The 24,501-nt window shown below is 63.1% G+C and carries 22 protein-coding genes; 8 read left to right on the top strand and 14 right to left on the bottom strand.

Annotated features, from left to right (window positions below; translation table 11 throughout):
- Window positions 1-2: 2 nt before the first annotated feature.
- The 4 genes from sufC to sufB all read right to left on the bottom strand — a co-directional run bounded on the left by sufC (window position 3) and on the right by sufB (window position 3,829).
- On the bottom strand, window positions 3-767 hold the full coding sequence (gene sufC / locus E3N85_RS03245) for a Fe-S cluster assembly ATPase SufC (RefSeq protein ID WP_134459282.1): 765 nt from the start codon (window positions 765-767) through the stop codon (window positions 3-5).
- Between the two features lie 66 nt (window positions 768-833).
- The gene (locus tag E3N85_RS03240) at window positions 834-1,160 is read right to left on the bottom strand and encodes a non-heme iron oxygenase ferredoxin subunit (RefSeq protein WP_104200731.1); all 327 of its coding nucleotides are present in this window, start codon (window positions 1,158-1,160) and stop codon (window positions 834-836) included.
- Between the two features lie 2 nt (window positions 1,161-1,162).
- Window positions 1,163-2,410 carry a Fe-S cluster assembly protein SufD gene (gene sufD / locus E3N85_RS03235; RefSeq protein WP_134459280.1) on the bottom strand — a complete coding sequence of 416 codons (1,248 nt, stop codon included), beginning with the start codon at window positions 2,408-2,410 and terminating at the stop codon, window positions 1,163-1,165.
- Window positions 2,411-3,829: a Fe-S cluster assembly protein SufB gene (gene sufB / locus E3N85_RS03230; protein ID WP_134459278.1), complete on the bottom strand. Its 1,419-nt coding sequence runs from the start codon at window positions 3,827-3,829 to the stop codon at window positions 2,411-2,413.
- 311 nt (window positions 3,830-4,140) lie between these two features.
- On the opposite strand from sufB, the gene E3N85_RS03225 reads away from it, so the two are divergent.
- The gene (locus E3N85_RS03225) at window positions 4,141-5,106 is read left to right on the top strand and encodes a heme A synthase (protein ID WP_134459276.1); all 966 of its coding nucleotides are present in this window, start codon (window positions 4,141-4,143) and stop codon (window positions 5,104-5,106) included.
- 301 nt (window positions 5,107-5,407) lie between these two features.
- On the top strand, window positions 5,408-5,995 hold the full coding sequence (locus E3N85_RS03220; RefSeq protein WP_134459274.1) for a hypothetical protein: 588 nt from the start codon (window positions 5,408-5,410) through the stop codon (window positions 5,993-5,995).
- Between the two features lie 124 nt (window positions 5,996-6,119).
- Here E3N85_RS03220 and E3N85_RS03215 read toward each other — a convergent pair whose 3' ends face one another.
- Entirely contained in the window at window positions 6,120-7,040 is a 921-nt protein-coding gene (locus E3N85_RS03215; protein ID WP_134459272.1) for a heme o synthase, read from the bottom strand.
- A gap of 328 nt (window positions 7,041-7,368) precedes the next feature.
- Here E3N85_RS03215 and tkt point away from each other — a divergent pair, with 328 nt between their 5' ends.
- The 6 genes from tkt to pgl all read left to right on the top strand — a co-directional run bounded on the left by tkt (window position 7,369) and on the right by pgl (window position 15,716).
- Complete coding sequence (gene tkt / locus E3N85_RS03210; RefSeq protein ID WP_134459270.1) at window positions 7,369-9,462, top strand: transketolase; 2,094 nt, start codon at window positions 7,369-7,371, stop codon at window positions 9,460-9,462.
- A 113-nt stretch (window positions 9,463-9,575) separates the two neighbouring features.
- A complete protein-coding gene (tal, locus tag E3N85_RS03205) occupies window positions 9,576-10,703 on the top strand; it encodes a transaldolase (RefSeq protein ID WP_134459268.1) in 1,128 nt (375 codons plus the stop codon).
- Window positions 10,703-12,304: a glucose-6-phosphate isomerase gene (locus E3N85_RS03200; protein ID WP_134459266.1), complete on the top strand. Its 1,602-nt coding sequence runs from the start codon at window positions 10,703-10,705 to the stop codon at window positions 12,302-12,304. Before tal ends, E3N85_RS03200 begins: the two co-directional genes overlap by 1 nt.
- A gap of 123 nt (window positions 12,305-12,427) precedes the next feature.
- Complete coding sequence (zwf, locus tag E3N85_RS03195) at window positions 12,428-13,969, top strand: glucose-6-phosphate dehydrogenase (protein ID WP_134459264.1); 1,542 nt, start codon at window positions 12,428-12,430, stop codon at window positions 13,967-13,969.
- Window positions 13,966-14,928 (top strand): glucose-6-phosphate dehydrogenase assembly protein OpcA, encoded by a 963-nt coding sequence (locus E3N85_RS03190; protein ID WP_134459262.1) that lies wholly within the window; start codon window positions 13,966-13,968, stop codon window positions 14,926-14,928. Before zwf ends, E3N85_RS03190 begins: the two co-directional genes overlap by 4 nt.
- A gap of 2 nt (window positions 14,929-14,930) precedes the next feature.
- Window positions 14,931-15,716 carry a 6-phosphogluconolactonase gene (gene pgl / locus E3N85_RS03185; RefSeq protein WP_134459454.1) on the top strand — a complete coding sequence of 262 codons (786 nt, stop codon included), beginning with the start codon at window positions 14,931-14,933 and terminating at the stop codon, window positions 15,714-15,716.
- A 77-nt stretch (window positions 15,717-15,793) separates the two neighbouring features.
- Here pgl and E3N85_RS03180 read toward each other — a convergent pair whose 3' ends face one another.
- The 9 genes from E3N85_RS03180 to uvrC all read right to left on the bottom strand — a co-directional run bounded on the left by E3N85_RS03180 (window position 15,794) and on the right by uvrC (window position 24,489).
- On the bottom strand, window positions 15,794-16,162 hold the full coding sequence (locus tag E3N85_RS03180) for an RNA polymerase-binding protein RbpA (RefSeq protein ID WP_092107849.1): 369 nt from the start codon (window positions 16,160-16,162) through the stop codon (window positions 15,794-15,796).
- 146 nt (window positions 16,163-16,308) lie between these two features.
- Window positions 16,309-16,560, bottom strand: coding sequence for a preprotein translocase subunit SecG (gene secG / locus E3N85_RS03175; RefSeq protein ID WP_092107845.1), 252 nt, complete (start codon window positions 16,558-16,560; stop codon window positions 16,309-16,311).
- Between the two features lie 131 nt (window positions 16,561-16,691).
- Entirely contained in the window at window positions 16,692-17,492 is an 801-nt protein-coding gene (gene tpiA / locus E3N85_RS03170; RefSeq protein ID WP_174722451.1) for a triose-phosphate isomerase, read from the bottom strand.
- Window positions 17,483-18,697 carry a phosphoglycerate kinase gene (gene pgk, locus E3N85_RS03165; RefSeq protein ID WP_134459260.1) on the bottom strand — a complete coding sequence of 405 codons (1,215 nt, stop codon included), beginning with the start codon at window positions 18,695-18,697 and terminating at the stop codon, window positions 17,483-17,485. The genes tpiA and pgk overlap by 10 nt, the downstream gene beginning before the upstream one ends.
- 10 nt (window positions 18,698-18,707) lie before the next feature.
- Window positions 18,708-19,715, bottom strand: a complete 1,008-nt coding sequence (gap, locus tag E3N85_RS03160) for a type I glyceraldehyde-3-phosphate dehydrogenase (RefSeq protein WP_134459258.1) — start codon at window positions 19,713-19,715, stop codon at window positions 18,708-18,710.
- A gap of 96 nt (window positions 19,716-19,811) precedes the next feature.
- On the bottom strand, window positions 19,812-20,438 hold the full coding sequence (locus E3N85_RS03155) for a superoxide dismutase (RefSeq protein ID WP_134459256.1): 627 nt from the start codon (window positions 20,436-20,438) through the stop codon (window positions 19,812-19,814).
- A gap of 124 nt (window positions 20,439-20,562) precedes the next feature.
- Complete coding sequence (gene whiA, locus E3N85_RS03150) at window positions 20,563-21,552, bottom strand: DNA-binding protein WhiA (protein WP_134459254.1); 990 nt, start codon at window positions 21,550-21,552, stop codon at window positions 20,563-20,565.
- An 84-nt stretch (window positions 21,553-21,636) separates the two neighbouring features.
- Window positions 21,637-22,512: an RNase adapter RapZ gene (gene rapZ / locus E3N85_RS03145; protein ID WP_134459252.1), complete on the bottom strand. Its 876-nt coding sequence runs from the start codon at window positions 22,510-22,512 to the stop codon at window positions 21,637-21,639.
- A 72-nt stretch (window positions 22,513-22,584) separates the two neighbouring features.
- Window positions 22,585-24,489 (bottom strand): excinuclease ABC subunit UvrC, encoded by a 1,905-nt coding sequence (gene uvrC / locus E3N85_RS03140; RefSeq protein ID WP_134459250.1) that lies wholly within the window; start codon window positions 24,487-24,489, stop codon window positions 22,585-22,587.
- Window positions 24,490-24,501: the final 12 nt, after the last annotated feature.

The following is a 24,501-nucleotide window of genomic DNA, read 5'->3' as shown; positions in this document are numbered from 1 at the left end:
GATCAGCCTACGTTCGACGGGACGAGAAAGCGATCGTAGCCTTCGTCCTCGAGGCGGTCTGCAAGCTCAGGCCCGCCCTGTTCGGCAATGCGACCATTGACGAAGACGTGCACGAAGTCAGGATGGATGTAGCGCAGGATGCGCGTGTAGTGCGTGATCAGGAGCAGGCCGAGGCCGGTGTTGGTCTTGGCACGGTTGACGCCCTCCGAAACGATCTTGAGTGCGTCCACGTCGAGGCCGGAATCGGTCTCGTCGAGCACGGCGAACTTCGGCTTGAGCAGTTCAAGCTGGAGAATCTCGTTGCGCTTCTTCTCGCCACCGGAAAAGCCCTCGTTGACGTTGCGCTCGGCGAATGTCTTGTCCATGCGCAGGTCCGTCATCGCCTGGCGCACATCCTTGATCCACGTGCGAATCGCCGGGGCCTCCCCCTCGATGGCCGTCTTAGCGGTGCGGAGGAAGTTGGTGACGGTCACTCCCGGAATCTCGACCGGGTACTGCATGGCAAGGAACAACCCCGCGCGGGCCCGGGCATCCACTGTCATTGTGAGCACTTCGGCGCCGTCAAGAAGGATGGAGCCGCTCTCGACGTGATACTTGGGGTGGCCGGCGATCGTGTAGGCGAGGGTGGACTTGCCCGAGCCGTTCGGGCCCATGATGGCGTGGATCTCGCCCTCGTTGATGGACAGGTCGACGCCGCGCAGGATCTGCTTGGTGCCCTGGTCGGTCTCGACGCTGACGTGCAGGTCTTTGATCTCAAGAACAGACATGAATGTCTTATTCCCTTCTGAATTTGGCTTGAATGGCTGGTGGGGCGGTCGGTGCGTGAGACAGACTCAGACCGCGACGGTGACGGAAGGATCGACGAAGATGAAACCGTCGATGAGTTCAACGTTGTAAACCGGGACCGGATCGTAGGCCGGCAAGGACAGCGGCTTTCCGGTAGTGAGGGAGAACATCGAACCGTGGGCCCAGCACTCGAGAGTCTGGCCCTCCACGAATCCCTCGGACAGGGAGATATCGCCGTGCGTGCACGTGTCTCCGATGGCGAAGACATCGCCGGCGGCATCGCGCACGAGGGCGATGGCGACCCCGTCGATTTCGACCTTGACGGCCTGGTTCACTTCGAGCTCATCGAGAGCGCAGATCTTCGTTGCAGTCATGCTTACTTGTCGTCCGTTCCAATAAGTTCCGCTTCGATTGCGAGCTGCAATCGAGCTTCGAGTTCGGGGGAACCAATCTGCTGCACGACCTCGGTGAGGAATCCGCGCACGACGAGTCGCCGCGCTTCCTCCTCGGTGATGCCGCGAGCCTGCAGGTAGAACAGCTGCTCGTCGTCGAACCGTCCCGTGGCGCTGGCGTGACCGGCCCCGACGATGTCGCCGGTTTCGATCTCCAGGTTGGGGATGGAATCAGCGCGGGTACCCTCGCTGAGTACAAGGTTGCGGTTCTGCTCATAGCTGTCGGTGCCGGCAGCCTTGTTGCCGATCAGTACATCGCCGATCCAGACCGTTCGTGCGTCCTGGCCCTGCAGCGCCCCCTTGTAATTGACCCGGCTGCGGCTCTTCGGCGCGTCGTGGAAGACGTAAACCTGCTGTTCCAGGTGCTGCCCGGCATCCGCGAAGTACAGCCCGAGGAGCAGCGTATCGGAGCCGGGTCCGGCTAGACGCACCGAGGGGTTGACCCGAACGATGCTGCCGCCGAGGGAGACGACGACATGCTTGAGGCGGGCGTCACGGCCGACGGATGCGAAATGGTTGGCCAGGTGCACCGCCGAGTCATCCCATTCCTGAAGCGAGACGACCGTGAGATTCGCAGACTCGCCGAGGATGATCTCGACGTTTTCGCTGAGCCGAGCCTCGCCCGTATTCTGCAGGATAACCGTGGCCTGGCTGAACGGTTTGGCCTCGATGATCGTGTGGGCGCCGCGGGCGGAGTTGCCGAGAACCGATCGCGTGACCGTGATCTCCTTGGCTTCCTCGCCGCTCACCGTGATGGCGAGAGCCTCGTCGAACGCCGACCAGGCGTTCGCGGCTGCACGTTCTTCCGGCAAACCGGCGGTGCCGATGCGGGCATCCGTACGGGGTACCCACTCGACGGAGATATCCGCTGTCGGGGTGGACTCGACCTCGTAGCGGGAGCCGTCGAGGTCACCGGCCGTGAGGTCGCTGAATTTTCCGACGGGCGAGTGCTTCCAGACGGCTTCGCGGCCGGTGACGGCCTCGAAATCGGTCACGTTCACGCTCTTGAAACGGTCCGAGCGGGTTTGCACCGGCACGTAGCCGAAACGACCGTCGGAATGTTCCTTGATCCCGTGCTGGCCGGGCGACAGGGTGGACGAACCGGCAACAGGTGTAGATGGTGCGGGCACAGTTTTTGAAGCGCTCTTCGAAAGCGCTGAAGCGGCGGACATTTAGCCGACGGATCCTTCCATGCCCATTTCAATGAGCTTGTTGAGTTCGAGGGCGTACTCCATCGGGAGCTCCCGGGCGATCGGTTCGATGAATCCACGAACGATCATGGCCATGGCTTCGTCTTCGGGCATGCCGCGACTCATCAGGTAGAACAACTGCTCTTCGCTGACTCGGGAGACGGTGGCCTCGTGGCCGAGCTGTACGTCGTCGACACGGATGTCGATGGACGGGTAGGTGTCAGAGCGCGACTGGGTGTCGACCAAAAGAGCGTCGCAGCGCACGGTGTTGGCGGAGTGGTGTGCGGAGGCGTCTACCCGGACTTCACCACGGTACCCGCTACGCCCGCCACCGCGAGCGATGGACTTGGAGACGATCGACGACTGCGTGTACGGCGCCATGTGGATCATCTTGGCGCCGGCGTCCTGGTGTTGGCCCGGCCCAGCGAATGCCACCGAGAGTGTCTCGCCCTTGGCGTGCTCACCCATCAGGTAGATGGACGGGTACTTCATGGTGACCTTGGAACCGATGTTGCCGTCGATCCATTCCATCGTGGCACCTTCGCCGGCCGTGGCCCGCTTGGTGACAAGGTTGTAGACGTTGTTCGACCAGTTCTGGATGGTCGTGTAGCGAACGCGGGCGTTCTTCTTCACGACGATCTCGACGACGGCGGAGTGCAGCGAGTCGGACTTATAGATCGGGGCGGTGCAGCCCTCGATGTAATGCACGTAGCTGCCCTCGTCGGCGATGATGAGCGTGCGCTCGAACTGGCCCATGTTCTCCGTGTTGATGCGGAAGTACGCCTGCAGGGGAATCTCCACGTGCACGCCGGGCGGCACGTAGACGAACGAGCCGCCGGACCAGACGGCCGTGTTGAGCGCGGCGAACTTGTTGTCACCGGAGGGGATGATGGTGCCGAAGTACTCTTCGAAGAACTCCGGGTGCTCTTTGAGCGCCGTGTCGGTGTCCATGAAGATAACGCCCTGGGCTTCGAGTTCTTCGTTGATCTGGTGGTAGACCACTTCGGACTCGTACTGAGCTGCGACACCGGAGACGAGGCGCTGGCGCTCCGCTTCGGGGATGCCGAGCTTCTCGTAGGTGTTCTTGATGTCGTCGGGTAGGTCGTCCCAGGTCTGGGCCTGCTTCTCCGTGGAACGGACGAAGTACTTGATGTTGTCGAAGTCGATCTCGGACAGGTCAGCGCCCCAGGTCGGCATGGGCTTGCGTTCGAACATTTGCAGGGCCTTCAGACGACGCTGCAGCATCCAGTCCGGCTCGGATTTCAGGTTCGAAATGTCCGTGACGACTTCGGGAGAAATGCCACGGCGCGCAGATGCGCCCGCCTTGTCAGAATCGGCCCACCCGAATTCGTAGGTGCCAATCCCCTCAAGGTCGGGACGGTCTAGCAGGACATCCGACATATTTACCTCTTCTCTACCCAGCACAACCCGGATATTAGTCCGGTGATTCCCGGGCGACCTCAGTGGAGACCACGGGGAACGGGTTGTGTGGACAGCTACGTTGCGTACCTAGAATGTTCATAGAGACAAAATGAACCCGAGCCGGTCAGTGCCCTTTCGGGCTCCGTCCGGTTCCGGTCGACATCGTGCAGTCACCATGACCGTACGAAAGATCTCCATGGAAGTTCCAATTCTACAGGTTGATCAGCAGGATACGCGTGCTTGCCGGTTGATTCACATTTGCACAAGGAACAATCAGAAAATACGCGATCATGAGTAAGACAGTGGGAGCAGAACCGGTGAATTCCATATACCAATGGTTACCCAGCGCTATTGACACACGTATTCGGGTGGTTGCCTGGCTGTCCCTGGTGAGCGAGATAGTGATCGTCGGCACCGGCGGCGCCGTACGCCTCACCGGATCCGGACTCGGCTGCCCGACCTGGCCGAACTGCGTCGCCGGTTCGCTCGTGCCATCGCAGGAGATGGGCCTGCACGGTGTCATCGAGTTCGCCAACCGTTTGATGACCGGACTGATCGGAATCATTGCGATCGCGGCTGTCGTTCTGCTCTGGCGTATGCGCAAGGAGCGCAAGGACCTGTTCGTCCTCGCCGTGATTCTCGGCGGTGGCGTTCTCGCGCAGGCACTCGTCGGCGGCGTCACCGTGTTGACCGGACTCAACCCCTTCATCGTTGGCTTCCACTTCACGGTGTCACTCATCATGGTTTGCCTGGCGACCGTGCTCGTGCACCGGGTCTATCTCGCGCCGGGGCCACGTGCCCTGGTCGTCCCGGTCGGCTTCGCCGGGCTGGCCTACGCCACCAGCTTCGTCGTCGCGCTGACCGTGATGATGGGCGTGCTGACGACCGCCTCCGGACCGCACTCTGGTGATGCCGCCGCGGGACGCACGGGCTTCAACGCTGAATTGCTGCAGCACCTGCATGCCTGGCCGGGCTACGCGACGCTGGTCTTGACGATCGTGCTGCTCGCGGCATCCGTTCGTTCCAAGCTGCCGGTTCGTTCGTTCATCGTCACGCTGTTGCTGATCGAACTCGCGCAGATCGCGATCGGACTGCTGCAGGCAAACCTCGGCTTGCCGCCGGTGCTTGTGGGCCTGCACATGGTGCTGGCCTGCGTCCTCGCCGCAGCGATGACCGCCGTCGTGCTGAACCTCAAGGCCCCGGCCGGCGTAACAGCCGACCTGCCTGCGGCCGAGCACGAGCGCATGCTCGGCTGACTGGAGCAGCCGTGGCCCGGTGATCAACCGGGTGTACAGGTTGCGCATCATGACGACCCGGGCACCTGACTTGGAAGCGGCGGCAATCGTCGCGTCGAAAATCTGCGTCCAACGGGCGGCCCAGTCGGTGTAGGGCGGATTCGTGCACAGAAAGATGTTCGACACGCCCGCGGCCGCTCGGATAAACGCGGCCGGATCACTCGCATCGAGCACCTGGACGGTAGAGCCGACAGCTGCAGGGCCGCTGTCGAATTCCCGCGCCGCTCTCCCCCCACGGACATCGCCGGTGTACTCTCCCTACATGCATCTCGCTCCGGGAGCCAAATGGAAGCCGTCAGACGATGCGGCGCGCCTCGTCCTGTTCGGTCCGCCGGTGTTTGGCTTCGTGCCGCAACCGCGTATTCAAGAACGTGGCTGGAGCTGGTACGGCAATCACGGACGCACGTTGGAAGCACAGGCGCACTACTGGCTCGCCGACCCAGCGGGCAATTTCTGGTTCGAGGACTCCCCGGCCGGGCCGGTCGGAATCGCCGAACTGCGCGGATTCGTTTTCACGGATGTGCCCGGCTCCACCAATCGCGGTGGCGACCCGACCAGGGACGCACTCAATCAGCACCTGCAGTACATCGTGATGAACTACGCCAAGAACCCCTACGAGTTCGGGTCGGAATTGTGGGCTAACCGGCACACGCAGCAGCAGTCCGAGATCGAGCTCGCGCTGGCACACCGGTCGAACCTTATCGTCGACGACACGCTCCTGCCTGCCATCACCGTCACGGCGTGCGATTTCACGGCCACCGGGATGAGCCTCGCCGGGCGCGTGGTCACGGTCGTGATTCATTCGGCCGACATCGGCAAGATCGACACCCGACTCATCCGACGGGTGTAGCTGCGGTGCTCAGGAGGCCAGCACACTCAGAGCGACGCGAGCAGAACGGCCCGCTCAGAAAAACGCGTGTAGAACGGCGCGTGCAGAGCGGCCCGCTCGGAACGTCCCGCTCGGAACGGCCCGCTCAGAACGGCAGAAGCGGATCGACTCCGACGGCCACGAAGAGCAGGGTCAAGTAGGCGATCGAGCCGTGGAAGACGCGCATCGGTGACACATGCTCGTGCCGAATCGCCAGGCTGTACAGCCGGTGCGTCTCGTAAATGAACCAGCCGCCGGTGACCAGGGCGGTAAAGCTGTACAGCAAGCCCATGTCAGCGATCGGGATCAACAGCAGCGAGCAGGCGACGGTGGCCCAGGCATAGAGGATGACCTGCAGCCCGACCTGAGCTCGACCTCGAACGACGGCAAGCATGGGAACTCCGGCGGCCAGGTAGTCGCTGCGGTATTTCATCGACAGTGGCCAGTAGTGCGGCGGCGTCCACAGGAAGATGATCATGAACAGGATGACCGGGGGCCAGGACAGATCGCCGGTTACCGCGGCCCACCCGATGAGGACCGGCATACAACCCGCCACACCGCCCCAGACGATGTTCTGCGGGGTGCGACGTTTGAGGATGATCGTGTAAAACACGACGTAGAGCAAAATTGCACCGAACGACAGCGCGGCGGCAAGCCAGTTTGTCAGCAACCCCAGCCACAGAATGGATGCTGCGCCCAACGCCCAGGCAAAGATCAAGGCTTCACGGTCGCTGAGTTCTCCGGTGACCAGCGGACGATTCTTGGTGCGCTTCATGAGACGGTCGATATCGCGATCGAGGTAACAGTTGAACGCACCTGCGGAACCCGCACTGAGCGATCCGCCGACGAGCGTCGCCAGGATCAACCAGAGGCTGGGGATCCCCCGTTCGGCGAGCAACATTGTGGGAGCGGTAACCACCAGAAGAAGTTCGACGACTCGCGGTTTCGTCAGGGAGACGTAGGCCTTAAGGGTGCGCTTCAGTGTGCGCGGTCCGCTCCGGACCGGGGTCTTCAGGGCGACGTCCATTAATCCTCTAACGCTAGGCAAGTCTTCCCATTCTAGGACACCCCCCGACAGATCCACCGACGCCAAATGACGAGCGTGCTTCCATGTAACGTCATACGACTCGTGCGTTCGTACAGGGTTCTCTATACTTGGACTGTTCCCCATCCTTTTTTTGGTACTTCAGCGCGCACCTCCTGGTGGCCCGGTATCAAAAAGTTGAGGGCGCCATCCAGTGGCGGCTCGTGGAAACGAAAAAAACCAGCAGGTTTCGATTTCTATACGTGTGACGATAACTAATGGGCGGTTGACGACAACTCGCCCTCTTCGTTTTATAGAAGGGCCAATAGACGTGGCAGCATTGCAGTGGGATTCCATCGACAACAAAGCGGTCGACACCGCGCGCATTTTGGCGGCTGACGCCGTCGAGAAGGTTGGGAATGGGCATCCGGGCACCGCGATGAGCCTCGCACCTGCCGCTTATCTTCTGTTTCAGAAGATCATGCGCCGTGACCCGTCTGACAATGAATGGATCGGTCGCGACCGTTTCATCCTCTCGGTCGGTCACAGCTCACTGACCCAGTACGTGCAGTTGTATCTCGGCGGCTACGGCCTCGAGCTCGAAGACCTCAAGGCTCTCCGTACCTGGGGATCCAAGACCCCCGGCCACCCGGAATACGGCCATACCGATGGCGTCGAAATCACCACCGGTCCGCTCGGCCAAGGACTCGCCTCGGCGGTGGGGTTCGCCTATGCGTCACGCTTCGAGCGTGGCCTGTTCGACCCGAATGCCGCCTCCGGCTCGAGCCCCTTCGACCACTTCGTATACGTCATCGCCGGCGATGGTGACCTGCAGGAAGGCCTGACGAGCGAGGCATCCTCTCTCGCCGGCCACCAGCAGCTCGGCAACCTGATTGCGATCTACGACAGCAACCAGATCTCGATCGAGGACGATACCAACATCGCCTTCACCGAGGACGTCGCCGCTCGCTATGCCGCCTACGACTGGCACGTGCAGACGGTCAACTGGAAGAAGACCGGCTCCTACGTGGAAGACGTCGCCGAGTTGAACGCGGCCATCGAGGCCGCTCAGAAGGAAACCGGCAAGCCCAGCCTGATCATTCTGAAGACGATCATCGGCTGGCCGAGCCCGAAGAAGCAGAACACCGGCAAGATCCACGGCTCAGCCCTCGGCGCGGAGGAACTCGCCGGCGTCAAGACCGTGCTGGGTTTCGACCCGGAGAAAACCTTCGACGTTGCCCCCGAGGTCATCGCACACACCCGCCTGGCCCTCGAGCGTGGCGCGGCACAGCACGCCGAATGGACCGTGCAGTTCGATGCCTGGGCTGCGGCTAACCCCGAACGCAAGGTTCTGCTCGACCGGGTGCTCTCCGGCGACCTGCCCGACGGCGTCGACGAGGCGCTCCCGGTTTTCCCCGCCGATACCGCGGTTTCGACCCGTGCCGCGTCCGGTAAGGTACTCACCGCCCTCGGCGCTGTCATCCCCGAACTGTGGGGCGGCTCGGCCGACCTCGCCGAATCGAACAACACCACTATCGGCGGCGCAGCTTCGTTCATTCCGAGCGAACACTCCACCGGCGAATGGACCGGTAACTCGTATGGCCGGGTGCTGCACTTCGGCATTCGAGAGCACGCCATGGCCGCCATCCTCAACGGCATCGTGCTGCACGGCAACACGCGTCCGTTCGGCGGCACCTTTCTCATCTTCAGCGACTACATGCGCCCCGCGGTGCGTCTGGCCGCGCTCATGAAAGCGCCGTCGATCTTCGTCTGGACCCACGACTCCGTCGCACTCGGCGAAGACGGCCCCACGCACCAGCCGATCGAACAGCTGGCGACCCTGCGCGCCATCCCCGGGCTCGATGTGGTTCGTCCCGGCGACGCCAACGAAACGGCCTGGGCCTGGAAGACCATTCTGGAACGCCGGGGCGGTCCGGCCGGCATTGCCCTCACCCGCCAGAACATTCCGGTGTACGAGCGCGGCGAAGGCGCAGCATCCGCTGAAACCTTTGCCTCAGCGAAGAACGTGGCCCGCGGCGCGTACGTGCTGGCCGAAGCCGTCGGCGGAACGCCGGACGTCATCCTGATCGGTACCGGCTCCGAGGTGCAGCTCGCCATTGACGCCCGCGCCCACCTCGCCCTCGAGGGCATCCATGCCCGCGTGGTGAGCGCGCCGTGCCTGGAGTGGTTCGAAGAGCAGAGCAGCGAATACCGCGAATCGGTGCTCCCGGCCGCGATCACCGCCCGCGTGTCGGTCGAGGCTGGCCTCGCGCTGACCTGGCGTGGCTACGTCGGCGATGCGGGGCGCAGCATCTCGATCGAGCACTTCGGGGCATCCGCTGACTATCAGACGCTGTTCCGCGAATTCGGGATCACCACCGAGGCCGTTGTGGCCGCCGCCAGGGAATCAATCAACGCCTCCTGACGTTGCCCCGAGTACGGGGTCAGAGCCACTTCTCACAACATCACCCCACTTTTCCTCTCCACACATCGCATCAGCCAGCTGCCTGACAGCAGCACTACCAGGAGATTTCCACCATGACAAACCCCACGCCCCTCGCCCAGCTCTCCGCAGCCGGCGTCAGCATCTGGCTCGACGACCTCTCCCGTGAACGCATCAATTCCGGCGGACTGCAGGACTTGATCAAGAACAGCAACGTCGTCGGCGTAACCACCAACCCGACGATCTTCGCCGGCGCCCTCGCCAAGGGTGAGGCTTACACCGAGCAGGTCGCGACCCTGGCCGCCACCGGATCGAACGTGATCGATGCCGTCTTCGCCATCACGACCGACGACGTCGCCGCCGCCTGTGACATCTTTCGCCCGGTTTACGACTCGACCAACGGTCAGGACGGGCGCGTCTCGATCGAGGTCGAGCCGGGCCTGGCCCGCAACGCGGCCGGAACGGTCGCCGAGGCTCAGAAGCTGTGGACCAAGGTCAATCGTCCCAACGCCATGATCAAGATCCCCGCAACGGTCGAGGGCCTCGAAGCCATCACGGCGACCATCGCCCTCGGCATCAGCGTCAACGTCACGTTGATCTTCAGCCTGGAGCGTCACCGTCAGGTCATCAACGCGTACCTTGCCGGACTCGAGAAGGCCAAGGCTGCCGGCATCGATCTCTCCACAATTCATTCGGTTGCCTCATTCTTCGTCTCGCGCGTCGACTCCGAGATCAACGCCCGCCTCGAAGCGATCGGCACCCCGGAAGCCCTTGCGCTCAAGAGCAAGGCCGGCGTCGCCAACGCGCAGCTCGCCTACCAGGTGTACGAGCAGGCGTTCGGCAGTGAGCGGGCGCTTGGCCTGATCAAAGCCGGAGCCACGAAGCAACGCCCGCTCTGGGCCTCGACCGGCGTCAAGGACGCCAGCCTGCCTGACACCCTCTACGTGACGGAACTGGTCGCCCCCGAGGTCGTCAACACGATGCCCGAGAAGACCATGCAGGCCGCCGCCGACCACGGCGTCATCCCGGCCGACTCGGTCACCGGATCCTACGCCGCGGCAAACGCAGTGCTCGACGCGTTGGCAGCCCAGGGTGTCTCCTATGACGACGTGACCCGCCTGCTCGAAGAAGAAGGCCTGTCGAAGTTCGAGGTGTCCTGGAACGAACTGCTCGACACCGTGCAGACGGCCCTCACAGCCGCGTCGACCACGTCGGCTGTCTAATGAGCTTCCGCATCTCGGTTAGTGGCGCCGCGGCCGACGCCGTTCGCGCTACGGTGCCTACCCTGGTCACGGACCTCGTCGCTTCCGGAATCACGGCCCAGGACCCCGCTCTGTGGGGGCCGGAGGTCGAAGCTGAAGCCGCGGTGCGCCTCGGCTGGACCGAATCCGTCGCCGTGTCACGCCCGCTCGTGGCCGAAATCGTCGAGCTGCGAGCCACCTTGCAGGCCCGCGGTGTCACCCAGATCGCGCTGGCCGGAATGGGCGGATCGTCTCTGGCCCCCGAGGTCATCACCCGCACCGCCCACGTGAGTCTGACGGTGCTCGACGCAACCGACCCCGGCCAGGTGCTCTCCGCGCTCAACGACAACCTGGCCGGTACGGCCCTGGTCGTCTCCTCCAAGAGCGGCTCCACCGTCGAAACCGACAGCCAGCGCCGTGTGTTCGAACGTGCGTTCCGAGCGATCGGTATTGATCCGGCCGACCGCATCATCGTCGTGACCGACCCGGGGTCGCCGCTCGAGGCATCCGCACGAGAAGCCGGCTACCGCGTCTTCAACGCCGACCCCACCGTTGGCGGACGCTACTCCGCGTTGACCGCGTTCGGTCTCGTGCCGTCGGGACTGGCCGGTGTGGATATCGGTGCGCTGCTCGACGAAGCCGACGCCATCGCGCTCGCGCTAGCCGTGGACTTCCCCGAGAACCCTGGACTCGTGCTGGGTGCGGCAATCGCCGCCACCAGCCCCCGCCGCGATAAGCTCGCCATCGTCTCGGACGGTACCCACATTGTGGGCTTCGCGGACTGGGTCGAGCAACTCATCGCCGAATCTACCGGCAAGCTCGGCACCGGCATTCTGCCAGTGGTGCTGGAACTGGACGCTCCCGAACTGACCGAGGCGCTGCCGGATGTGCAGCTCGTGCGGGTCGTCGCCGACGCCGGCACGGACGTGTTCAGTGAAACTGGCGGCGAAATTCATGTGAGCGGAACCCTGGGCGCACAATTTTTGGTCTGGGAATACGCGACCGTTGTGGCCGGGCGTCTGCTCGGCATCAACCCGTTCGACCAGCCCGATGTGGAGTCCGCCAAGATCGCCACTCGCGGTCTGCTCGATGCCCGCCCCGCGCCGGAGCCGGCCGCGTTCATCACGGATGGTATCGAAGTGCGTGGCACCCCGCACGTCATTGGTGCAGCGAGTGATCTGGCCTCGGCAATCGATGCGCTGCTCGAAGAGCTCGGTACCGACGGATACGTTGCCGTTCAGGCTTACGTGGACCGCCTCGCCCTCCCGGAACTGGCCGATATTCGTAATAAGCTCGCCGCGCTGTCGAAGCGTCCGGTGACGTTCGGCTGGGGACCGCGCTTTCTGCACTCCACTGGGCAATTCCACAAGGGTGGACCGGCGAACGCCGTATACCTGCAGATTCTGGCTACCCCGGCGGAGGACCTCGATATTCCCGAGCGCCCCTTCACCTTCGGTGAGCTCATCCAAGCGCAGGCCAGCGGCGATGCGAGCGTGCTCGCCGAGCACGGGCGCCCCGTGCTGACGTTGACTCTGACGCAGCCCAAGCAGAACATCTCCGCTCTCTTCCACGCTCTGGCTTAGCTGGATTCAGTTCCTCGCCGGTGCTGCCCACGAGGAACTTTCCAGCTGAACGTACTAACCTCTTCGCAGCATTCCCGTGTTGTGTCTCCCAATCTTTTTGCACAATCCCGTTGAAGGAGCTGCATGTCCCCGGTGGAAATTACTCCGGATTTTAATCCGCTCAGGTCCCCCTCCGACTACCGTCTGAATCGCATTGCCGGGCCCTCAAGTTTGGTCATCTTCGGCGTCACCGGTGATCTTGCGCGCAAGAAACTTATGCCCGCGGTCTATGACCTCGCCAACCGGGGGCTGTTGCCTCCCGGTTTCGCCCTCGTCGGCTTTGCCCGCCGGGACTGGGATAACCAAGACTTCATGCAGGTTGTGCATGACGCCGTGAAGGAATACGCCCGTACCGAGTTTCACGAGGACGTCTGGGCTCAGCTGGCCGAGGGAGTTCGTTTTGTTTCGGGAACCTTTGACGACGATGAGGCCTTTACGCGCCTCAGCGAAACGATAGCCGAACTCGACCGGGAGCGGGGAACGATGGGCAACCATGCCTTCTACCTTGCCATTCCGCCAAAAGCATTCCCCCAAGTCACCGAACAGCTGCGCCGTTCAGGCCTGGCCGAGCAGGAGAATGGCCAGTGGCGCCGCGTCGTCATTGAGAAGCCGTTCGGCAGTGACCTCAAGACGGCACGAGAGCTCAATGACGTCGTCGAGTCGGTCTTTCCGCCGGACTCCGTCTTTCGGATCGACCACTACCTCGGTAAGGAGACGGTGCAGAACATTTTGGCGCTCCGGTTCGCCAACGAAATGTTCGAACCGCTGTGGAACGCCAACCACGTCGAACACGTGCAGATCACCATGGCCGAGGACATCGGTGTGGGTGGCCGTGCCGGATACTATGACGGCATCGGCGCCGCGCGCGATGTGATTCAGAACCATCTACTGCAGCTGCTCGCTTTGACGGCGATGGAAGAACCGATCTCATTCGACGCCGCCGATCTGCGCGCCGAGAAGGAAAAGGTGCTCGCCTCGGTGCGGCTGCCCGCCGACCTGGGCACCGGCACCGCGCGGGGCCAGTACGCCGGCGGGTGGCAGGGCGGCGAAAAGGTCGTTGGTTTTCTTAACGAAGACGGCATGGACCCGGAATCAGTCACCGAGACTTACGCCGCCATGCGTTTGACGATCGACACGCGCCGCTGGGCTGGAGTGCCGTTCTACCTGCGCGCCGGTAAACGCCTCGGGCGTCGCGTCACCGAAATCGCCGTGGTCTTCAAACGCGCCCCGCAGTACCTGTTCGCGCCCGGGCAGACGGCGGAACTCGGCCACAACGCCCTGGTTATTCGGGTACAGCCCGATGAGGGCGTCACGATCCGGTTCGGATCGAAGGTGCCGGGGGTGGGCATGCAGGTTCGCGACGTCACCATGGACTTTGGTTACGGCCACGCCTTCACCGAGGCGAGCCCTGAAGCCTACGAGAGGCTTATCCTCGACGTACTCCTCGGCGACCCTCCTCTGTTCCCCCGTCACGAAGAGGTCGAGCTGTCCTGGAAAATTCTTGACCCGATCGAAGAATACTGGGCCACGCAGGGGCAGCCAGAGCAGTACCGCCCCGGAACATGGGGCCCCACATCCGCTGATGACCTACTGGCCCGCGACGGCCGCACTTGGAGGCGACCATGATCGTCGATCTGCCCAACACGACAACCGCGAAGATCTCGAAAGCACTCGTGCGCATTCGGGAGGAGGGCGGAGCTGTCGCTCTCGGGCGGGTGCTGACTCTCATCATTGCCTCGAATCTTGGACGCGAGGAGGAGGCCATCGAGGCGGCTAACGATGCTTCGCGTGAGCATCCGATGCGCGTTATCGTCGTCTCAACCCGGGAAGAGATGTCGTCTTCGGCGACTCCCGAAGCACGCGTCGACGCAGAAATCAGGGTCGGTGGCGACGCCGGAGCAAGTGAGGTCATCGTTTTGCGTGTCTACGGTGATGCCGCGAACGATCCGGAAAGCCTGGTGACCGGGCTGCTGCTCTCAGATGCTCCCGTCGTGGCCTGGTGGCCGGGGACAGCCCCGGCCGTTCCGAGCGATTCCCCGCTCGGACGCATCGCCTATCGCCGGATCACTGATGCGTCCGCGCAGGCCGATCCGCAAGCGGCTCTGCACCACCTTTCCGGAAGTTATCAACCCGGTGACACCGACTTCGCGTGGACCCGCCTGACGCTGTGGCGCGCTCAACTTGCCGCGGTGCTGGACCAACCGCCGTATGAGTCGATCACCGGGATCAGGGTCACCGGTGCTGCGGCGTCTCCATCGACGACACTCTTGGCTGCGTGGCTGCAAATGCAACTCCAGGTGCCGGTGGAGTGCGAGCTCACCGCTGGCCCGCAGACCAACGGTGTGCACGGTGTGCACCTCACACGGACGTCGGGCATAATTTCACTCGAACGCGAAGTACCCGACATCGCCACGCTCAGCCAGCCGAATCAGCCAACACAGGATCTCACCCTGAAACGTCGCAGCCTGCGCGACTGCCTGGCTGACGAACTGCGTCATCTTGATTCCGATGAGCTGTATGGTGAAGTCATCACGCGCGGCCTGCCGCAACTTTTTGGCGTGGTGACCCAAGGGACCGGAGTATGACCGTGACGAACGAACGACGTGTGCTGGTGCATCAGAACAGGCAGGCACTGGCCGGGTCGGTCGCAGCACGCTTCCTGACCAATATGGTGGATGTGCTCCACGAGCAAGACATAGCCCATGTCGTGCTCACCGGAGGGTCGGTCGGAATCGCGGTTCTGGAGGCTATCAACGAGTCGGCTGCACGGGACACCATTGACTGGTCGCGGGTAAATTTCTGGTGGGGCGATGAGCGGTGGGTTCCGCGCGCGGACCGTGAACGAAATGAGTTACAGGCACGTGAAGCGCTGCTCGACCACGTGGACGTTCCCCAGAAGAACATTCACGCGTTCGGCGCCTCGGATGACCACATCGATGCCGACGCCGATGCGTTAAATGCGGCAGCCGCTCGTTACACGGCGGAGCTGCTCGCTCATGCCCCGAAAGGCGAGCAGTACCCACGTTTTGACGTGACTTTTCTCGGGGTCGGACCGGACGGACATGTTGCGTCGCTCTTCCCACACCGATCGGGTATTCGTGAGCGCGAAGCCAGTGTGGTTACCGTGCGCGACTCCCCCAAACCGCCGGTCGATCGTTTGTCGCTGACGCGCCCCGTCATCAACTCGTCCAACCGCGTGTGGCTGGTTCTTGCGGGATCGGATAAGGCGTCGGCACTCGGTCTGGCCCTCGCCGGTGCGAGCCGAGACGAGGTTCCTGCCGCGGGAATCAAAGGTCGCTACCGTACGGTATTTTTCGTGGACAACGACGCGGCCGCCCAGGTACCGGAAAGTCTCATCGCGCCGGCCTACTAAGCGCACCCCGCGCGGACTGACGCCCCAAAAAAAACACCGGCTCTCGAATCGAGAGCCGGTGTTTCTCAATCAACGCCTCAGTTCGTGGGCGACAGCTTGCCGCGACGAACTCGCAACTGATTGAGCGCTTCTTCAAGGAGCGACTCTGCTTCTTCTTCGGTACGACGCTCTTTGACGTACGCCAGGTGCGTCTTGTAGGGCTCAAGTTTCACCACGGACGGCGGATTCTCTTTGTCGCGGCCGGCCGGAAGCCCAGACGATGGGCAATCGATGGTGACGGGGATCTCCTCGTCGGGGAGGCTCGCGGCAAAGTACCGGACGGTCTCATTGCCGAGTGCATCCCAGTAGGAGACCTTGATGCGGTCCGCGTGAAATCCGCGGTCCTGCTCGCCCATGGGGCCCGCGCCTACACGTGAGCCACGAATTGCGCTGCCGCCTGATGCCATCTTGTTCCTCCGTTGACTCGTGCAGTTGTGCGCTGCAGATTCGAGCAATTGTTGGTGCTGCTGTTAGGGGTGTTGCTATTGACGGGGTGTGCGGGTGAAAAACTCTGCCTCGGGAAGCTCAGGGTAACTCCGCACCGGGTAAAAAGTTAAGCCCCGGTGTCAAACTTGGTGATCAATCCGAGAACGACGATGCACGAGATCCACAACAGGCCCAGAATAATGGTGATGCGGTTGAGGTTGCGCTCCGCAACCCCCGACGCTCCGAGGTTGGAGGTTACGCCGCCGCCGAACATGTCGGACAACCCACCACCCCTCCCTTTGTGCAACAAAATGAGCATGGTGAGCAGGAGGCTTGTTATACCAACGAGCACCTGCATGACGACCTGGAGAATCTCCACACGAAACCTTTCAAAACACGGTGGGCGCGACTCTGGCGCCCAGACCATCGTAATTATACCCTCCATGCACGAGCGAGGTGATTGCCGCGGGGCAACCACCTCACTGTACGCAATGGGAGGAACGCGTCGGTTTAGAGGCCGACGTGCTTGTGATAGCGAATAATGCTCGAGAACTCCGGAATATCCAGGCTAGCCCCGCCGACCAGGGCACCGTCAACGTTGGGCTCCCGCATGAATGCGGCAATGTTGCCGCTCTTCACCGAGCCACCGTAGAGGATGCGGGTCTTATCGGCTACGTCCTGACCGAGCGTGTCAGCGAGAACGCCGCGGAGCGCGGCGGCAACCTGCTCGGCCTGCTCCGGCGTGGCGGCCTGACCCGAGCCGATGGCCCACACCGGCTCGTAGGCCACGACGATGTCAGCCGCGTGGGTGACACCGGCGAGGGCGGCACGGAGCTGAGCGACCGGAACAGCGCTCGGACCGGCTACGGCGAGATCCTCCGCGCTTTCCCCGACACAGATCAACGGCACGAGGTTGTGCTTGAGCGCGGCGGTCACCTTGGCGCCGACCTGCTCATCCGTCTCATTGTGCAGGGTTCTCCGCTCGGAGTGCCCGATGATGACGTACTGGCATTCCAGCTGGGCCAGGAAAGCACCCGAGATCTCGCCCGTGTAGGCTCCAGAATCCGCAGCCGACAGGTCTTGCCCGCCGAACGCCAGCGGCAGCTTGTCGGCCGACACCAGCGTCTGCACGCTGCGCAGATCGGTGAACGGCGGGAAGACCGCTACCTCGACGGCGGTGAAATCGTGCCCGGCGTCCTTCAGATTCCAGGCCAGCTTCTGCACGAACGCGATCGCCTGGAGGTGGTCCAGGTTCATCTTCCAGTTGCCCGCAATCAGCGGTGTACGCCGAGGGTTGATGTTCACTGCCATCCGAGGACCTCCAGTCCTGGCAGGCGCTTGCCCTCGAGAAATTCGAGGCTCGCGCCACCGCCGGTAGAAATATGACCGAATTGGTCATCATTGAAACCGAGAATGCGCACGGCCGCGGCGGAGTCTCCGCCACCGACCACGCTGAGGCCGGTGACCTCGGTGAGAGCAGCGGCCACCGTGCGGGTGCCCTCCGCAAAGGGAGCGAGTTCGAAGACACCCATTGGACCGTTCCAGAACACCGTCTTGGACGCTCGAATAGTCTCAGCGAACGCTTGCGCTGTGTCCGGTCCGATGTCCAAGCCGAGTCCGGCCGCACCGAACGGGGTGTTCTCGATGCCGTCGGCCGGTGTGATCACGTGTTCAGCATCTGCACCGAACTTCGACGCCACGACGACGTCGGTCGGCAGCACGATCTTGACACCAAGACGTTCAGCGTCGGCCAGGTAGCCACGGACCGTGTCGATCTGGTCGCTCTCCAGCAGGCTGGCGCCGACCTTATGTCCCTGGGCGGCCAGGAAGGTGAAGAGCATACCGCCGCCGATGAGCAGGAAGTTCACGCGGGGAAGCAGATGCCCGATCACGCCGAGCTTGTCGCTGACTTTCGAGCCGCCGAGGATGACCGTGTAGGGCGCCTCAGGCTTTTCGGTGAGGCGATCGAGCACGTCGAGTTCGGCCGCGATCAGCAGGCCGGCAGCGCTGGGTAAAAGGGACGCGAGATCGAACACGCTCGCCTGCTTGCGGTGCGCGACTCCGAATCCGTCGGACACGAGCGCGTCGCCGAGCAGGGCGAGCTGCTGGGCGAACGCGAGCCGCTCGGCATCCGCCTTACTGGTTTCACCGGCGCTGAAGCGCAGGTTCTCCAGAACGACGATGTCGCCGTCCCGCAGGGCCGCGACCGCTTGGGTAGCGGACTCGCCGACGGTGTCGGTGGCAAAGGCCACTGGGCGATCCACCAGTTCGCTCAAGCGAACGGCAACCGGCTTCAGGCTGTATCGGGTATCAACGACGCCGTCGGGGCGCCCGAGGTGAGAGATGATCACCACGCGGGCGCCCTGAGCCACGAGGGCGTTGAGGGTGGGCAGTGACGCCCGCACTCGTCCGTCGTCGGTGATCTGACCGTTCTTCAACGGCACATTCAGGTCGAAGCGGACAATAACCCGCTTGCCGCCAAGCGGTCCGAGCGAGTCAATCGTGCGTAACGTCACCGCGCGGCCGTTAGAGTCGCTCGGCGACGAACTCGGTGAGGTCGACGAGGCGGTTGGAGTAACCCCACTCGTTGTCGTACCAGGAAGCGACCTTGACCTGGTCACCGATCACCTTGGTGAGTCCGGCGTCAAAGATCGAGGAGTGTGGGTCGCCGACGATATCGCTTGAGACAATCGGGTCTTCGGTGTAGCTGAGGATACCCTTGAGGGGGCCATCCGCTGCAGCCTTGTACGCGGCGTTGACTTCTTCGACCGTTACCGGGCGGGAGGCCGTGAGGGTCAGGTCGGTGATCGAGCCGGTCGGAACCGGAACGCGCAGGGCGTAACCATCGAGCTTGCCGACACTCTCCGGGATGACGAGGCCCAGGGCCTTGGCGGCGCCGGTCGACGTGGGAATGATGTTGAGCGCGGCGGCGCGGGCTCGACGCAGATCGCTGTGCGGGCCGTCCTGCAGATTCTGGTCAGCAGTGTACGCGTGGATGGTCGTCATGAGGCCACGCTCGATGCCGAAGTTGTCGAGGAACACCTTGACGAGCGGCGCGAGGCAGTTCGTCGTGCAGGACGCGTTCGAGATGATGTCGTGAATCGCCGTGTCGTAGGTGTCTTCGTTCACACCGAGCACGAGCGTCGCGACGTCAGCACCCGTTGCGGGAGCCGAGACGATGACCTTCTTGGCGCCGGCCTGGATGTGCTTCTGGGCGTCGACGGCCTTCGTGAAGCGGCCGGTCGATTCGATGACGATTTCCACGCCCAGCGCGCCCCAGGGCAGGTTGGCCGGGTCGCGCTCGGCGAGTACCTTGATGGGCTTGCCGTTGACAACGATGCTGTCCCCGTCGACCTCGACGGTGGCGTTCAGTCGGCCGCCGACGGAGTCGTACTTGAGAAGGTGCGCGAGCGACGCGGGGTCGCTGAGGTCGTTGACGGCGACAATTTCGATGTCACTGCCCTTGGCGAGGGCCGCTCGGAAGTAGTTACGACCAATGCGGCCGAATCCGTTGATGCCGATCTTTACGGACACAAATAGCTCCTGTTGCTGAAAAGGCGCCGGAAGGCGCGATGAAAAGAATGCGGAAGGACAACGGCGGTGCCCCGTATCGCTCGGGGCACCAACCGGCTACGAGAGTAGCAGCAGTCCGTTCGTCTTCTCGCGAGCGACGGTGAAACGCTCCTGGACGTTTGCCCAGTTGGCGATGTTCCAGAAGGCCTTGACGTAGTCGGCGCGCACGTTGCGGTAGTCGAGGTAGTAGGCGTGTTCCCAGACATCGAGCATGAGAACCGGAACGGTTCCGGCAGCGAAGTTGGACTGCTGGTCGAAGAACTGCTGGATGATCAGGCGCTGCCCGATGGAATCCCAGGCGAGGACTGCCCAGCCGGAACCCTGCACGCCGAGTGCGGCCGCGGTGAAGTGTGCCTGGAACTTGTCAAAGGAACCGAAGTTGTCATCGATTGCCGCAGCGAGCTCGCCGACCGGCTTGTCGCCGCCGTTCGGGGACAGGTTGGTCCAGAATATGGAGTGGTTGACGTGGCCGCCGAGGTTGAAGGCGAGATCTTTTTCCAACTTGTTCACGTTGGCGAGGCTTCCGCTGTCGCGGGCCTCCGCGAGCTGAGCCAGTGCTGTGTTGGCCCCGGTGACGTAGGCCTGATGGTGCTTGCCATGGTGGAGTTCCATGATGGTGCCGCTGATGCTGGGCTCGAGAGCCGCGTAGTCGTAATCAAGGGTGGGGAGGGTGTATTCAGCCATTACTTTTCTCCTTGTGAGTTGTGCCGCCGCATCGAGTGCGACGACGTTGTAAGCGACGATTTAGTCTACTCGCGGGCGTTGCGAGCCACAGAATTCGTGTCGGCGTGCGTCTGCGGGTGCGACGTCAGAGGGGTGCAAGGTCATCGGGGTGGACCGGGTACTCAACGTCGGTTCCTTCGATGCCGAGCTCGACCGCTTTCTTGTCGGCCATGGCGAGCAGGCGTCGAATTCGGCCGGCGACCGCGTCTTTGGTCATCGGCGGCTCGGCGTGGTGGCCGAGCTCGTCGAGGCTGGAGTCGCGAAAATTGAGACGCAGGTCTCCCGCATAGCGCAGATGTGTGGGGATGTCCTCGCCGAGGATGTCCATGGCCCGCTGCACCCGGGCGCAGGCGGCGACAGCCGCCTCGGCGGAACGACGCAGGTTCGCGTCGTCGAAGTTGACCAGGCGGTTCGCCGTGGCGCGCACCTCGCGGCGCTGACGCAGAGTTTCCCAGTTGAGCACCGTGTTGGTGGCGCCCATATGCACCAGCATCGCGCCGATAGCGTCGCCGTCACGGATAACGACGCGGTGTACCCCGCGGACTTCGCGCGCCTTGGCCGCAACACCGAGGCGTCCGGCCGCTCCGACAAGCGCCAAAGCAGCCTCGTTGCCGGGGCAGACCACCTCCAGCGCCGCCGAGCGGCCCGGATCGGTCAGGGTGCCGTGAGCGAGGAACGCGCCGCGCCAGACGGCGGCGATCTCTTCCTTCGAGCCCGTGGTCAGACGGTTGGGCAGACCACGGATCGGTCGACGACGGGCATCCAGCAGGCCGGTCTGACGCGCCAGCGTCTCGCCGCCTTCGATGACCTGTACGAGGTAATGGCTGGACTGACGAATGCCGGTGGCGGCGATGACCTGCAGGGCGCTGCGCACCCCGTAGAGTTCGGCGAGGTCTTTGCGCACCCGTCGCGCCAGGATGGCGGTGTCAAGTTCGGATTCAATCGCGATTCGGCTGCTGATCATGTGCAATCCGCCCGAGAACCGGAGAATTGTGGCCAGTTCGGCCGCGCGCACGGTGGTCTTGGAGACCTCCACGCGCGAAAGTTCATCTTTAACGTCGGCGGTGAGTGCCAATCGCTTTTCCATTCTCTTGATCAGTTGCGTGAGGTCTAAGTGGTGAAAGCCCGGCGAAGTAGCGGAGGCTGCTCCCGGGCTCGCTTATTCGCGACCGAGGTCGCGGTGCTTGATATTGACCACGACACCGGGAAGCTTTTCCAAGCGGGATGCCAGCTCTTTGGCCATGGCGACGGAGCGGTGCTTGCCTCCGGTACACCCGATACCGATGGTGGCATGGCGTTTGTTTTCCCGCTGGTAGCCAGCCAACACGGGAGCCAGGGCGGCGGCGTAGTGGTCGATGAAATCGAGGGCACCAGTTTGGGCGAGTACAAAGTCTCTCACCTCCGGGTCGACGCCGGTGTGTGCGCGCAACTCGGGGATCCAGAACGGATTCGGCAGGAAGCGGGCATCCGCGACCAGATCGACGTCGGTCGGCAGGCCATATTTGAAGCCGAAGCTCATGATGGTCAGCTGCACACCCGCGCTGCCCTCGGCCGCGAACCGCTCGGTGATCGTCGTCGCCAGCTGGTGCACGTTCAGGTCGGACGTGTCGATGACGAGGTCGCTGGACTCCCGCACGGCGAGCAGTCGGGACCGCTCCGCCGCGATGCCGTCGAGAAGGGTGCCGTCGCCCTGCAGCGGATGCGGGCGGCGCACGGATTCGAAACGACGTACGAGCGCGTCATCGCGGGCTTCGAGAAAGATGACCTGCACCTGGGTGCCGCCGCGCAGCTGCTGCACGGTCTCCAAAAAGTCACCGAACAGGTCGCGCCCCCGAATATCGACGACCGCTGCGATTCTGGGCAGGTTGGTGCCGGCCCGTTCGACCAGATCGACCAGGGGCCGCAGCATTTGCGGCGGCAGATTATCGACGACATACCAGTCGAGGTCTTCCAGCGCATTGGCTACGGTGGAGCGTCCCGCCCCGGACATTCCCGTGACGATCAGCACTTCCTGCTTGTCGGGGTCCGTAGTCATTCTTGGAAATCGCCTTAATGAGAAGTTGGTGGATGCTCAAGCCTACCCAGCGCCGGGGGGTTCAGATTTCGTTCAGGCGCGCAGGTGGGCGTGGACCGACTCGGCCAGCACCGGGCCGATGCCGCGAACATCCGCTATTTCAGCGGCCGAGGCGACCTTGAGCCGCGCCACCGACCCGAAATGTTGTAGCAGTACTTTCACCCGGGCCGGGCCGAGTCCGGCGATTTCACCCAGAATCGAGGAAATATCCTTCTTGCGTCGAATCCGCTGATGTGCGATCGCGAACCGGTGTGCTTCATCGCGGATGCGCTGGATGAGAAATAGCGCATCGCTGTTGCGGGGCAGGATCACCGGATAGTCGGAGTCGGGCAACCAGATCTCTTCGAGCCGCTTAGCGATTCCACAGAGTTGGATGCCGGTGACGCCCGACTCGGCGAGTGCGCGTCTGGCGGCGGCGACCTGCGGTTGGCCACCATCAACGATGAGCAGGTTCGGCTGGTACTTGAACTTGGCGCGCTTCTGCTCTCCCGGTGCGATGTCGGTCAGGTCGGTCTCGACCGCCACATTTCCGGAGGCCGCATCCGCGTGGACGGACTCGGGTTTCAGGTAGGCGAGCCGTCGGGTGAGGATCTGATAGATCGAGTCGGTGTCGTCGGTTGATTCGGGGATGTTGAACCGTCGGTATTCGTCTTTGCGGGGCAGCCCGTCTTCGAAGACCACCATGGAGGCGACGATATTGGTGCCGCTCAGGTGCGACACGTCGTAGCACTCCATGCGCAGCGGCGCGGCTGGCATTTCAAGGGCTTCCTGGATGTCTTCGAGGGCTTTGGAGCGTGCCACGAAGTCCGAGCTCCGCCGGGTCTTGTAGAGCATGAGCGCCTGCTTGGCGTTGTTGGTAGCCGTCACGAGCAGCGCCGCCTTCTCGCCGCGCTGCGCCGCCACGAGCCGCACCTTGCGCCCCGCCACGTCGGCCAGCCAGGTTTCCAGGGCTTCGGCATCATCGGGCAGTTCGGGCAGCACGATCTCGCGCGGCGGTTTGCTGTCATGGTTGTAGGCCGTTTGCATCATGGAGTCGATGAGCTCACTCATAGTGACATCGAGCTCCTTGTCGACCATCCAACCGCGCACACCGCGGATGCGCCCGCCCCGGACGATAAACAACTGCACAGCCGCGGCGAGTTCGTCTTGCTCAATGGCGAACAGGTCGATGTCGACGTTGTCGCGCAGCACGACGGCGCTCTTCTCGAGCACGGCGTTGAGCGCGCGCACCTGGTCGCGCCGTTTGGCGGCGATTTCGTACTGTTGGGCGACAGCGGCGTCTTTCATCTCCTGGGTGAGTTCGTTGATGAGCTTTTTATCGTGGCTGCCCATGAAGCTCACGAACTCGTTGACGATTGTGCGGTGATCCTCGATGGACACCAGACCGGAGCAGGGGCCGAAGCAGCGCCCGATCTGGCCAGCGAAGCACGGCTTGCCACTCTGCATCGCCCGCTTGTAGTTGGCGTTGTTGCAGGTACGGATGGGAAATGCCTTGAGCATGAGTTCGATGGTTTCGTACACGGCCCACACCTTGGGATACGGTCCGAAATAACGGGCGCCCTTGATGCCCTCGGTGCGCGTAACAAGGGCGCGCGGAGCCTCATCGGCGAGGGTGACCGCGAGATACGGGTAGGACTTATCGTCCTTGAACTGCACATTGAACGGCGGATCGAACTCGTTGATCCACATCCACTCGAGTTGCAGGGCCTCGACCTCGGTGCCGACAACCGTCCACTCCACACCCGTTGCGGTGGTCACCATTCGTCTGGTGCGCTCGTGCAGGCTGTGCAGCGGCGCGAAGTAGTTGCTCAGCCGCGCGCGCAGGTTCTTGGCCTTACCGACGTAGAGGATACGCCCGGTCTCGTCCCGGAACCGGTAGACGCCGGGGGTCGTAGGAATCTCGCCCGTTTTCGGGCGATAGCTCAGGGCATCAGACATGGCCGTCCGGTT

The sequence above is a fragment of the Cryobacterium sp. Hz9 genome (assembly GCF_004402825.1).
Classification (GTDB): Bacteria; Actinomycetota; Actinomycetes; order Actinomycetales; family Microbacteriaceae; genus Cryobacterium; species Cryobacterium gelidum.
This window is presented reverse-complemented; position numbering and strand designations above follow the sequence as displayed.